We start from the raw sequence: 12,565 nt of genomic DNA on the forward strand, positions 1-12,565 counted from the left end.
CGCTTGGTTTTCCGGTGGTTAGCGCGACTATGCCCGATCTGTCCAGTGACGTATCATCTCGGCGTATTTCAAGTGCCGGATGAAGCGGTCCTGCCGGCCCATCAACACGTTCATACGGAGCTTCAGCTATCGTGGTCAGGGCCCTGGTCCTTTTGCTTGCGCAGCTCGCCGGTACACCGATCGTGTCCGAGACGGTCGAGACCGGTGAACGCACGCTCATCAATCTCGGCACGTTCGAGTGCCGCGACATCACCAGGAGCACGGTGCTTCAGCGGGTCTGTTACGATCGCGCGCGGCAGGATCTCGTCGTCGCAGCTGACGGAGCCTATGACCGCTATTGCGGCGTGACGGCTGACACGGTCGAACGCCTCCTGGGCGCGCCGTCCATGGGCCAGTTCTTCAACCGAAATATCAGGCGCGAGACGGCTGGCAGCCGTTACGATTGTCCCGCGTGAGGCCCCTGCGGCAACGCTTGTCCGCTCAGTCCGTCAGCATGGCGCCGACGTCAGCCTCCGCGACGACCTGCCCGCTGACCTTGGCGTCGCCGTGAAACCACCACATGGCCTTGCGGCGCCCGAGCGAGCGCATGTGATATTCGATGGTGTCGCCGGGCAGCACCGGCTTGCGGAACTTGCACTTGTCGATGGTGAGGAAATAGACCGCCCGCGGCTTCTCGGTGCCTTCGACCGACTTGATGCCGATCACGCCCGCGGTTTGCGCCATCGCCTCGATCATCATGACGCCGGGATAGACCGGGCGCTCGGGGAAATGCCCCTGGAAGGCCGGTTCGTTGAAGGTGACGTTCTTGATGCCGATGCCGCTGTAATCGGCCCGGATGTTGATCACGCGATCGATGAGCAGCATCGGAAAACGGTGCGGCAGGGTCTGGAGGATGGCGTTGATATCCACCAGCTCGAACTTAACAGGTGATTCCGCCGTCATTCCCGTCCCTCGTCCTTCGGCTCGGCCTTGCTGTCGCGTACCAGGCGCTCCACCGCGATGATCTCCTTGAACCATTGTTTGGTCGGCTTGGCGAAGTGTCCGCCCCAGCGGCCACCCGGCGGAATGTCGTCCTTGACCGCGCTCATGGCGGTGACCTGAGCCCCGTCGCCGATCTTGAGGTGATTGTTGATGCCAACCTTTGCTCCGAGCGCCACGTTATCGCCGATGGTCAGGCTGCCGGCGAGGCCGATCTGGGCCGCCAGCAGGCAGTGCCGACCGATCGTCACATTGTGGCCGATCTGGACCTGATTGTCGATTTTAGTCCCCTCGCCGATCACGGTGTCCCGCAGGGACCCGCGGTCGATCGTGGTGTTGGCGCCGACCTCGACGTCGTTCTGGATCAGCACCCGTCCGGTCTGCGGCACCTTCAGATGGCCCTCGGGGCCGAAGAAGATGAAGCCGTAGCCGTCCTGGCCGATCGAGCAGCCAGGATGGATCAGCACGTTGTTGCCGATCAGGGCGCACTGGATCGCCGTGCGGGCGCCGACATTGCAGTCCCGACCGATCTTGACGCCGGGGCCGATCACCGCTCCGACGCCGATCACGGTGCCGCTGCCGATCTCGACGTCCGGGCCGATCACGGCCAGGGGATCGACGATCACGCCGTCCTCGAGCCGGGCCGAGGGATCGATGATCGCCGAGGGCGCGATACCGTCATTGCCGACCCAGGATTGCGGCCGCAGCGCGTCCCCATGCCATTCCCGCGCGATCCTGACGAAGGCGCGGAACGGCTGCGCCACCCGCAGCACGGCCACATGGGCGGGCACTTCGGCCTCGAAGCGCGGACTGACCAGACAGGCGCCCGCCTTGGTCGCCCTGAGCTGGTCGGCGTATTTGAGGTTGTCGAAGAATGCCAGATGCATCGGGCCGGCTTCGTCGAGCGAAGCCAGGCCCGTGATGACATGGCCGCCCCTGTCGGGGTCGACCAGTTGCGCCTTGGTCAACGTGGCAATATCGGCCAACGCTGTGGCAGGCGGCTTTGTGAAGAAGATCGGCTGCGCCATTCCACCCCGTCGCGGTCCGGCTTCGGCATGAAGCGGTCGGGCCGCATCATGCCTCATGTCTTGGATTGGCGCGATCCCTTCGGAAACCGGCTCCAGTGATCCGGATCGTGCCGTGCTGATCGAACTAGAACGTGGTGCCGCCGCCGAACCGGAACTCCTGCGTGCGGTCGTACTTGCCCTTGGTGAGCGGCACGGCGTAGTCGAAGCGCAGCGGGCCGAACGGCGACTGCCAGATCAGGCCGACACCGACCGACGTGCGGACCACCTTGCTGTCGTCAAACACGAGACCGGTACAGGTACCCGCACTCGACGGATTGATGGTCGACGGGATACAGCCGGGCGCATTGACTTCGTTGGTCGCGGTCCAGCTCGTCGGTCCCTTGTAATCGTAGAGGCCGCCGGCATCGGCATAGACCGCACCCTTCAGGCCGACTTCCTTGGGCAGGAACCAGAACGGCATCTGCAATTCGAGCGAAGCGCCCCAGTACTTGGTGCCGCCCAGTGCGTCCTGCGTACCGAACGGATTCAGGTCGCGCGGGCCGATGCCGTTCGGGGCAAAGCCACGGACGAGGTTCGGGCCCATCTGGAAGTGGTCGAGCATGCGCAGGTCGCTGCCGATCTTGTTCAGCATGCCGCCCTGCAGGCGCACGAGACCGACGATGTCGGACACCAGCGGAGTGTAATACTTCGCATCGACCACCGACTTCAGATAGGAGACGTCGCCGCCGACGCCCGCGAAATCCTGCCGGAAGTCGACCAGCAGACCGTCGGTGGGGTTCTTGTTGTTGTCCAGCGTGTTGTAGGTGAGCGTGTAGCCGAGCGCCGAGGTCAGGGTCTTGCCGTTGGCGAGCTCCTTGCGCACCGGCAGCGAGGCTTCGCCGTCGTTGTAACAGCCTAGGCCGTTGGTCGACGCAAGGCTGATGCCGTTGGCATTGGCAAATGCCGGGCTCGGATTGAACAACGGATTCGCACTGCCATCGGGCAGGAACTGCACGTTGTTGCAGTTCGCCAGGTAGCTCGGCAGCGTGATTTCCTGCTGGTAGATCGAATAGCGCAGCTGGAGCGCCAGATCTTCACGCAGAGAGAAGCCGAGGCGCGGCGAGAAGCCGAGCGTCTTGGTGCCGTAGGAGATGTAGCTGTTGGCCAGCTGCTGGCGCTGATAGAGGTCGAGGCCGAGCGCGACGCGGTAGTCGAGCAGATACGGCTCGACGAACGACAGCGAGTAGCCGCGGGCGTACTGACCATAGGTCACCGACGCCTTGGCGAACAGGCCGCGGCCGAGCAGATTGCGCTCGGAGACCGACACTTCGGCCAGCGCGCCGTCGGTGGTCGAGTAACCGCCCGAGATCGAGAAGTCGCCGGTCGATTTCTCTTCCATGTCGACGTTCAGGATGACGCGATCGCTCGACGAGCCCGGCTCGGTCGTGATCTTGACGCTCTTGAAATAGTCGAGGTTCTTCAGACGCCGCTCGGCACGATCGACCAGCGCGCGGTTGTAGGCATCTCCTTCCGAGATGTCGAACTCGCGGCGGATCACGTAATCACGCGTGCGGGTGTTGCCGCGCAGGTTGATGCGCTCGATATAGGTGCGCGGGCCCTCGTCGATGTTGAAAACGACGGACACGGTGTGCGCTTCGAAATTGCGGTCGCCGCCGGGCCGGACCACGGCGAAGGCATAGCCGCGGCGCGAGGCCTCGATCTGCATCTCCTCGACCGACTTCTCGACCGATTCGACGTTGTAGAGCGAGCCGACATTGACGCGCGAATAGGCGCGCATCGAGGACGGATCGAAGTTCGGAATGCTCGAGCGGAAGTCGACCGCGCCGACGCGGTACTGCGCGCCTTCCTCGATCTTGAAGGTGACGTTGAAGCCCTTCTTCTCCGGGTCGTATTCGGTGAGCGCGGCCACGACCTGGACGTCGGCGAAGCCGTTCTTGAGGTAGAAGCGGCGGATCAGGTCGCGGTCAGCTTCGACGCGGTCGGGATCATAGATGTCGCCGCTGGCGAGGAAGCTCAGCAGGTTCGATTCGCGCGTCTTGATGACGTCCCTGAGGCGGTAGGACGAGAACGCGTTGTTGCCGACGAACTCGATGGACTTGACGCCGGTCTTGGCGCCCTCCTCGATTGTGAAGATCAGGTCGACGCGATTGTTCGGCTGCTCGATGACCTCGGGCGTGACGCGCACGTCGTAGCGGCCGGACCGGCGATAGATTTCGGCGATTCGCAGCGTGTCGGACTGCACCATGGCGCGGGAGAAGGTGCCGCGCGCCTTGGACTGGACTTCGGCGGAGAGCTGCTCGTCCTTGATCTTCTTGTTGCCCTCGAAGGCGAGGCGCCCGATCACCGGATTTTCCACCACGGAGACGATGATCTGGCCGCCGGCGCCGCGGTTGATCCTGACGTCCTGAAACAGGCCGGTCTCGATCAGCGCCTTGAGGCCGTCGTCGATGGCGGCCTGATCCAGGCGGCCGCCCGGACCCGGCTTGAAATAGGAGCGGATCGTCTCGACCTCGACCCGGCGATTTCCCTCGACGGAAATCGACTGGACGGTCTGAGCGAATGCAGACGAAGACACGAAAACAGCCCCAACCGGGGCAATCACCGGCGCGCCGAACATGATCAGGGTTGCGAGCAAGCCCCCCCGGAGTCGCAGTCCAAACTTCATCGCGCAACGCGCCCTTATCATTCCCTGCCAGACCCAACCCCAACGCCGGTCTGGAGATTCCCCAAGTTCAGGCCGCTTGTAGCCAATTTCACCGACGGCGCAAACGGCCGAAAGCGCCGTGATTTCAATTTCATTCGGGACGTTGCTGAACAGCAACGCCACAAAAATGCCTCCATCAGGAGGCGGCCATCCGCAGGATGTCGTTGTAGGTCGCAAACACCATCAACATCAGCACCAAGCCCAACCCGATTCGGAACCCCATTTCCTGGGTTCGCTCGGACAAGGGCCGGCCACGGACCACCTCGGCCGCATAGAACATCAGGTGGCCACCATCGAGCAGCGGGATCGGGAACAGGTTCAGCAGGCCGATCGAGACCGACAGCACCGCGCAGAGATTGATGACGAACTGGAACCCGGCGCTGGCCGCCTGCCCCGACATCTTGGCGATGCCGAGGACGCCGCTGACCTCGTTCGGATTGCCCTGTCCGACGAACAGCGAGCCCAGGAACTTGAATGTGCTGGTGATGATGAACCAGACCTGCTCCACCCCGATCTTGAGCGCTTCCCCGACGCCGACCGGCGCGGTCGAGGCCTCACCGGCCTGCGACTTGTGCTCGATACCGAGCACCCCGAGACGATGGCTGTTCCCGAACGGATCCTTGCGCTCGAGCAGCGCCGGCGTCGCGTTCAGCGAGACGACGGCACCGTCGCGCTTCACCTGGAACACAAGCGTCGAACCCGCGTTCATCGCAACGATTCGCTGCATGTCGGCAAAGCTCTCGATCGGCTTGCCGTCGATCTGGATGACGACGTCCCCAACCTTGAAGCCGGCCGCGGCCGCCGCACCATCGGCAACCACACCGTCGACACGCGCGATTGTGCTCGGCTTGCCGTAGTAGAGGGCCATGCCGGCGAAGATCAGCGCGCCCAGGATGAAATTGGCGATCGGTCCGGCCGCGACGATGGCCGCGCGCGGGCCGACCTTCTTGTGGTGGAAACTGCCGGCGCGCTCCTCGGCCGTCATCGCCGCGAGCGTCTGGGCCGACGGTGTCGAGGCCTCGCTCTCGTCGCCGAAGAATTTGACGTAGCCACCGAGGGGGATCGCCGAGATCTTCCAGCGGGTGCCATGGCGGTCATTGAAGCCAACCAGCTCAGGTCCGAAACCGAGTGAGAAGGTCAGCACGCGAACACCCGCCCAGCGCGCGACCAGGAAATGGCCAAGCTCGTGGAAGAACACGACGATGGTCAGGACGAACAGGAAGGGAACCGCGTAGCCGAGGAGCCCATGGCTCAACGTATTGAAACTATGGACGAAAAAGTCGATCATCGATTTCCCTCATCCAGCGCCGCAAGGCCCTGGCACCGAACCAACTAGGATGCCTTTAAGGCAATTTGAGGCAATAGGGCGGCAGCCCTATTTCGCGCAACATGGTCAACGGAAATTGCATCGTCGGCGGATGTCAGGGGCGCCTGGTTCCCGCCCTTGATCCAGTCGTCGAGGGTCGCCTCGACCAGCCGGGCAATCGCGCCGAACCGGATCTTGCCCGCGATGAAGGCGGCGACCGCGACCTCGTTGGCGGCGTTGTAGACCGTGGTCGCCCCTTTCCCCGTCCGGAGCGAATCGTAAGCCAACCGAAGCCCGGGGAAGCGCTCGAAGTCCGGCGCTTCGAAAGTCAGCTGGCCGATCTTGGCGAGGTCCAGCTTGGCCGCCGGCCCCTTGATGCGATCGGGCCAGCCGAGGCAATGCGCGATCGGCGTCCGCATGTCGGGCGCCCCGAGCTGGGCCACGACGGAGCAGTCGGAGAACTCGACCATGCCGTGGATGATCGACTGCGGATGAACGAGCACGTCGATCTCGTCGGGCGCGAGCGCGAACAGATAGGACGCCTCGATCACTTCGAGCCCCTTGTTCATCATCGAGGCGGAATCGATCGTGATCTTCTGGCCCATGCTCCAGTTCGGATGCTTCAGCGCCTGCTCGAGCGTGGCCTGCTCGATGTCGGCGGGCTTCCAGGTCCGGAACGGACCTCCCGAGGCCGTGATGATGACGCGGACGAGTTCGTCGCGATTGCCTGAGCTCAGCGCCTGGAACAGCGCATTGTGCTCCGAATCGGCCGGCAGGATGCAGGCGCCCGCCTTTGCCGCGCGCTGCATGAAGAAATCGCCGGCGCAGACCAGACACTCCTTGTTGGCGAGCGCGACATGGGCACCGCGATCGACCGCCGCCAGCGCCGGCTTCAGACCGGCCGCGCCGCTTACGGCCGCCATGACCCAGTCGGCCGGACGCGCGCCGGCCTCGATCACCGCGCTTTCGCCGGCGCCGCATTCGGTGCCGGTGCCCGCAAGAGCGGCCTTGAGCTCGGCGAGCTTGGAGGTGTCGGCGATCGCGACATAGCGCGCGGAGAACTCCCTGGCGAGCTTGGCCAGCGCCGCGACATTGCCGTTTGCCGTCAGAGCCTCGACGCGGTAGCGCTCGGGCGAGGCGCGCAGCAGATCCATCGTGCTGTCGCCGATCGAGCCGGTGGCGCCGAGAACCGTGACGCTGCGGACGTCGGACGCCGCAAGCCTGTTGTTACGCAATGGGACCGCGCTCATATCCTCACCAAACCATAAGACCGCTTCCGGCGCTATGCACACCGTGGCGGAGAAAGCCGATAATCCATGCCGCCAGGATGGCGGCGACGAAACCGTCCAGGCGGTCCATAAGCCCACCATGGCCGGGAATTAAGTGACTGGAATCCTTGACACCGAAGCGCCGCTTCACTGCGGATTCGAAGAGATCGCCGAGTTGCGATACCACCGACAGGACGGCGCTGACGAGCAGCAGTGGAACCGCCTTTCCGATCCCACCGGCGGCAAAGCCGGCCGCAACCGCAAGACTCGCCGCAAAGCCGCCGAGCGCTCCGGACCAGGTCTTTTTCGGGCTCACGCGCGGCCACAGCTTCGGCCCGCCGATGCTGCGGCCGGCAAAATAGCCCCCGATGTCGGTCGCCCACACCACGAGCAGCACGAATATCAGCGCAGCGAAACCGTTGACGAGATCCTGCCGCACCAGGATCGAGGCCAGCAGCGCCGCCGATGCATAGGCAAACCCGGTCGCCGCCCAGATGAACTTCTTCCGCGCAATCAGCGTCACGATCGCGCCACCGATGAAGCCGCTGATGACTGCGGTCTTCAGGGCGCCGAAGGTCACGCAGAACCCCATGATGGCGATGACGATCGTCCCCGCCCCTGTCAGCGCGACAGAGCTCGCGCCCACGACCATCAGCCATTCGGCGAACAGTCCGATCGAGACCAGGGTGACGAGAAGTGCCCAGAGCCAGCCGCCGGCGTAGGCGAGCGCAATGGCGAGCGGCGCCAGCACCAGCGCTGCGAGGACTCGCAGCACGAGGTTGCTCTGGGCAGGCTGAGAGCCCGCCGGTGCGGCGTTGGGCTCGCTCACGAGGCGGTTTTCGCGACCAGGCCGCCGAAACGGCGCTCGCGCCTGGCAAATTCGGCAATCGCGCTTTCCAGCGCCGCCTTGTCGAAGTCGGGCCAGTGGATCGGCACGAACACCAGCTCGCTATAGGCGGCCTGCCACATCAGGAAGTTGGACAGGCGCTGCTCGCCGCTGGTGCGGATGATGAGATCGGGATCTGGAATGTCGGGCGCATCGAGATGCGCCCCGAGCGTCTCGGCGTCGATCGTGGCGGGATCCCGCTTGCCCTCCGCGACCTCGCGGGCCAGCTTCTGCGCCGCCTTCGCGATCTCCTGCCGCGACCCGTAGTTGAACGCGACGACGAGCGTCAGGCGCGTGTTGTCGCGTGTGAGCTCCTCGGCCTCGTTGAGAAGCGTGCAGATATCGCTATCGAGCCCCTCGCGCTCGCCGATGATGCGAACCTTGACGCCGTCACGATGCAGGCTCGCCAGATCGTTGCGGATGAAGCGCCGCAGCAGGCCGAACAGATCGCCGATCTCGCTCGCCGGGCGCGACCAGTTCTCCGAAGAGAACGAGAAGATGGTGAGATAGCGAATGCCCAGCTCGTGCGAGGCGCGTACCACGCGGCGCAGCGCGTCCACGCCGCGGCGATGCCCTTCCGCACGCGGCAAGCCGCGCGCGGCCGCCCAACGCCCGTTGCCATCCATGATGATGGCGACATGCGCTGGCGCCTCGGACCGGTCGGGTCCTTCCGTTGCTGGCGCGGCGGCGTTGGACATTATGGCGGCCTCAAAGCATGATCCGGAAAAGTGCGAAGCGGTTTTCCGAAAAGATCATGCGCAAACAATAACCTAAAGCGCTATGACCATTCATCGTGCTTTAGACGGTGAGGATTTCTTTTTCCTTGGCGGCCAGCAACTGGTCGATCTCGGCGATGGTACCGTCGGTCGCCTTCTGCACCTCGTCGGCATGACGCTTCTGATCGTCCTCCGACATCTCGTGATTCTTCTCGAGCTTCTTGAGCACGTCGAGGCCGTCGCGACGGACATGGCGCGCGGCGACCTTGGCGGCTTCGGCGTATTTGTGCGCGACCTTCACCAGCTCCTTGCGCCGCTCCTCGTTGAGCTCGGGGATGCGCAGGCGCAGCACCTGGCCCTCGGTCGCGGGCGACAGACCGAGATTGGAATCGACGATCGCCTTCTCCACCGCCTTGACCATCGACTTGTCCCAGACCTGCACCGAGATCAGCCGCGGCTCCGGGACGCTGACGGTGGCGAGCTGGTTCAGCGGCATGTGGCTGCCATAGGCCTCGACCTGAACCGGATCGAGCATCGAGGCGGAGGCGCGGCCGGTGCGCAGGCCGCCGAGTTCGTGCTTGAGGGACTGGACGGCGCCCTGCATGCGGCGCTTCACTTCGTTGAGGTCGAAATTACCCGTGGCCATCACGTTTCTCCTTCAAAATCCCGGCGACCGCTCCGCGCCCTTCCCTCGGGGCGCGCAAGACGAGCCGTCAGCCGGCGACGATGGTTCCGTGGCCGACGCCACGCAGAATCGCGCCGATCGACCCCGGCTCCGCGATCGAGAATACGATGATAGGCAGCGATGTCTCGCGGGCAAGCGCGAAGGCGGTCGCATCCATCACCTTGTAGCCGCCCTCGATCGCCTGCGAATGCGTCAGGCGGTCGAACCGGGTGGCGGTCGGATCCGTCTTCGGGTCGGCCGAGTAGACGCCGTCGACATTGGTCGCCTTCAGGACCGCCTGCGCCCCGATCTCGGCGGCTCGCAGCACCGCGGTCGTGTCGGTGGTGAAGAACGGATTGCCCGTCCCGCCGCCAAGCAGCACGATCCGGCCCTCGGCCAGGTATTTGTGTGCCGCAGTGCGGGTAAACAGCTCGGAAATCTCCGGCATGACGAAGGCCGACAGCGTCCGCGCCGGCGTGCCCTTGCGCTCGATCGCCGCTTCCAGCGCGAGGCAGTTCATCATGGTGGCGAGCATGCCCATGGTGTCGCCGGTCGTGCGCGACACCCCGCGGGAGGAGACCTCGACGCCGCGGACCATGTTGCCGCCGCCGATCACGACCGCGACCTCGGTGCCGAGATGGCGGGCCGCGATCAGGTCGTCCACAACCCGGTCGACGGTCGGCTGATCGATGCCAAAGCCTTGCTGTCCCGCGAGATATTCGCCGGACAGCTTGATCACGACGCGACGATAGACCGGATCAGTCATGAGCACTTTCCTTGTCCGGGCGCCGCTTCCGGCGGCACGCCGGAAGGAACGTTCCGGCGCTTACTTCTTGCCGCTGGCGGCGGCGACCTCGGCCGCGAAGTCGCTTTCCTGCTTCTCGATTCCCTCGCCGAGAGCATAGCGCACAAAGCCCGCGATCTTCACAGCGCCGCCGACCTTGCCCTCGGCCTCCTTCACCGCCTGCGCCACCGACTTGCCGGTGTCGTGGATGAAGGCCTGCTCGAGCAGGCAGACTTCCTTGTAGTAGGTCTTGAGGCCGGACTCGACGATCTTCTCGATCACATTCTCAGGCTTGCCCTGCTGACGGTACTTGTCGGCGAGCACGTCCTTCTCGCGCTTGACCACGGCCGGATCGAGCCCGGACGGATCGAGCGCCAGCGGGTTGGCGGCCGCGACATGCATCGCGATCTGACGGCCAAGCGCGGCGAGCTCGTCGGCCTTGCCCGGCGATTCCAGCGCCACGATCACGCCCATCTTGCCGGCGCCTTCGATGACGGCGCCGTGGACGTAGTGCGACACCACGCCCTGGCTGACTTCGAGCTGGGCGGCACGGCGCAGCGTCATGTTCTCGCCGATGGTGGCGATCGCATCGTTGATTGCGGTTTCGATCGTGACGTCGCCGACCTTGGCGGCCTTGATCTTCTCGACGTCGGCGCCGACGTCGAATGCGACCTGGGCGATCATCTTGACCAGACCCTGGAACTGGCCGTTGCGCGCGACGAAGTCGGTCTCGGAATTGACCTCGACCACGACACCCTTGGTGCCTTTGGTGAGCGCGCCGATCAGGCCCTCGGCCGCGACCCGGCCCGACTTCTTGGCGGCTTTGGACAGACCCTTCTTGCGCAACCAGTCCTGCGCCGCTTCCATGTTGCCGTCGTTCTCGGTCAGCGCGGCCTTGCAGTCCATCATGCCCGCGCCAGTCGACTCGCGCAGATCCTTGACCATCGCAGCTGTGATCGTTGCCATCGTTGAAATCCCTTGTGCCTGCCGGTTTGCCGCAGCGTGGCATCGTAGCGCCCCGCCGCGTTCCATCTCAGCAATTCGCGTCAACTGAAATGGTGGCCGGATTCCTATCCGGCCAACCCATCGTTCTTTTTGACTATTCCGCTTCCGCGGTCAGCGCCTTGGCCTTGGCGACCCAGGCATCCGCGCGGCTCGGAAGACCGACCTCTTCGCCGATCGTGTGGGCGGTGTCGTGGTCGAGCTCGGCGAGCTGCCAATAGTGGAAGATGCCGAGGTCGTTGAACTTCTTCTCGATCGCACCCGACACGCCCGGAAGCTTCTTGAGGTCGTCGGCGGTGCCGCGCGGACCCGCAAGGCCCTGGAAACCGCTCGAAGACGCCGCCGGCAGCTCTTCGGCGAGCGGACGGGTCGAAGCGCCGATGTCGATGCCCGAATCACCCTGGGCGCGCGAGATGCCGTCGATCGCCGCACGCGCGATGAGATCGCAGTACAGCGAAATGGCGCGGCCGGCATCGTCATTGCCCGGCACCACATAGGTGATGCCCTTCGGGTCCGAATTGGTGTCGACGATCGCGGCGACGGGGATGTTGAGGCGCTGGGCCTCCTGGATCGCGATGTCTTCCTTGTTGGTGTCGATCACGAAGATCAGGTCGGGCAGACCGCCCATGTCCTTGATGCCGCCGAGCGAACGGTCGAGCTTGTCGCGCTCGCGCTGAAGCGTCAGGCGCTCCTTCTTCGTGTAGGAATTGGCTTCGCCGCCCGAGAGCACGTCGTCGAGGTGACGCAGGCGCTTGATCGAGGCCGAGATCGTCTTCCAGTTGGTCAGCGTGCCGCCGAGCCAGCGCGAATTGACGAAGTACTGCGCGCAGCGCTTGGCCGCGTCCGCAACACCGTCCTGCGCCTGGCGCTTGGTGCCGACGAACAGGATGCGGCCGCCCTTGGCAACCGTGTCGCTGACGGCCTGGAGGGCCTGGTGCAGCATCGGCACGGTCTGGGCGAGGTCGACGATGTGGATGTTGTTGCGGGTGCCGAAAATGAACGGAGCCATTTTCGGATTCCAGCGGTGAGACTGGTGACCAAAGTGCACGCCAGCTTCGAGCAGCTGACGCATGGTGAAATCGGGTAGCGCCATCGTTCTAATTCTCCGGTTGGTTCCTCCGGAAACGTGTGAGCAAGACGGAGCGTTCTCGCCCCGGTTGCCACCGGACGGCCTTGCGAGCCATGTTTCCGTGTGAGATGGCGCGCTATATAGCGCCATTTCGGCCAGA

12 protein-coding genes are annotated in these 12,565 nt (G+C 64.5%); 1 reads left to right on the forward strand and 11 read right to left on the reverse strand.

The window, feature by feature from the left end:
* The first annotated feature begins 131 nt into the window (after window positions 1–131).
* Entirely contained in the window at window positions 132–455 is a 324-nt protein-coding gene (locus ABIG06_RS32710; protein WP_370140042.1) for a KTSC domain-containing protein, read from the forward strand.
* 25 nt (window positions 456–480) lie between these two features.
* Here ABIG06_RS32710 and fabZ read toward each other — a convergent pair whose 3' ends face one another.
* From fabZ to ABIG06_RS32765, 11 genes are all read right to left on the reverse strand, one after another.
* Window positions 481–942: a 3-hydroxyacyl-ACP dehydratase FabZ gene (gene fabZ, locus ABIG06_RS32715; protein ID WP_370140043.1), complete on the reverse strand. Its 462-nt coding sequence runs from the start codon at window positions 940–942 to the stop codon at window positions 481–483.
* The gene (gene lpxD / locus ABIG06_RS32720; RefSeq protein ID WP_124158110.1) at window positions 939–2,006 is read right to left on the reverse strand and encodes a UDP-3-O-(3-hydroxymyristoyl)glucosamine N-acyltransferase; all 1,068 of its coding nucleotides are present in this window, start codon (window positions 2,004–2,006) and stop codon (window positions 939–941) included. The genes fabZ and lpxD overlap by 4 nt, the downstream gene beginning before the upstream one ends.
* Before the next feature lie 124 nt (window positions 2,007–2,130).
* Window positions 2,131–4,671, reverse strand: a complete 2,541-nt coding sequence (gene bamA / locus ABIG06_RS32725; protein ID WP_124158109.1) for an outer membrane protein assembly factor BamA — start codon at window positions 4,669–4,671, stop codon at window positions 2,131–2,133.
* Window positions 4,672–4,846: 175 nt separating this feature from the next.
* On the reverse strand, window positions 4,847–5,998 hold the full coding sequence (gene rseP, locus ABIG06_RS32730; protein WP_124158108.1) for an RIP metalloprotease RseP: 1,152 nt from the start codon (window positions 5,996–5,998) through the stop codon (window positions 4,847–4,849).
* Between the two features lie 44 nt (window positions 5,999–6,042).
* Window positions 6,043–7,266 carry a 1-deoxy-D-xylulose-5-phosphate reductoisomerase gene (gene dxr, locus ABIG06_RS32735; RefSeq protein ID WP_124158107.1) on the reverse strand — a complete coding sequence of 408 codons (1,224 nt, stop codon included), beginning with the start codon at window positions 7,264–7,266 and terminating at the stop codon, window positions 6,043–6,045.
* A 4-nt stretch (window positions 7,267–7,270) separates the two neighbouring features.
* Window positions 7,271–8,113 carry a phosphatidate cytidylyltransferase gene (locus ABIG06_RS32740; RefSeq protein WP_370140044.1) on the reverse strand — a complete coding sequence of 281 codons (843 nt, stop codon included), beginning with the start codon at window positions 8,111–8,113 and terminating at the stop codon, window positions 7,271–7,273.
* A complete protein-coding gene (locus ABIG06_RS32745) occupies window positions 8,110–8,868 on the reverse strand; it encodes an isoprenyl transferase (protein WP_124158105.1) in 759 nt (252 codons plus the stop codon). Before ABIG06_RS32745 ends, ABIG06_RS32740 begins: the two co-directional genes overlap by 4 nt.
* A gap of 100 nt (window positions 8,869–8,968) precedes the next feature.
* Window positions 8,969–9,532, reverse strand: coding sequence for a ribosome recycling factor (gene frr, locus ABIG06_RS32750; protein WP_027575609.1), 564 nt, complete (start codon window positions 9,530–9,532; stop codon window positions 8,969–8,971).
* Window positions 9,533–9,599: 67 nt separating this feature from the next.
* The gene (gene pyrH / locus ABIG06_RS32755; protein ID WP_061879549.1) at window positions 9,600–10,316 is read right to left on the reverse strand and encodes a UMP kinase; all 717 of its coding nucleotides are present in this window, start codon (window positions 10,314–10,316) and stop codon (window positions 9,600–9,602) included.
* A 60-nt stretch (window positions 10,317–10,376) separates the two neighbouring features.
* Window positions 10,377–11,300: a translation elongation factor Ts gene (gene tsf, locus ABIG06_RS32760; protein ID WP_124158103.1), complete on the reverse strand. Its 924-nt coding sequence runs from the start codon at window positions 11,298–11,300 to the stop codon at window positions 10,377–10,379.
* Window positions 11,301–11,433: 133 nt separating this feature from the next.
* A complete protein-coding gene (locus ABIG06_RS32765; RefSeq protein WP_124158102.1) occupies window positions 11,434–12,429 on the reverse strand; it encodes a 30S ribosomal protein S2 in 996 nt (331 codons plus the stop codon).
* Between the last annotated feature and the right edge of the window lie 136 nt (window positions 12,430–12,565).

This window comes from Bradyrhizobium sp. USDA 326 (assembly GCF_049739485.1).
In the GTDB taxonomy this organism is placed as follows: domain Bacteria; phylum Pseudomonadota; class Alphaproteobacteria; order Rhizobiales; family Xanthobacteraceae; genus Bradyrhizobium.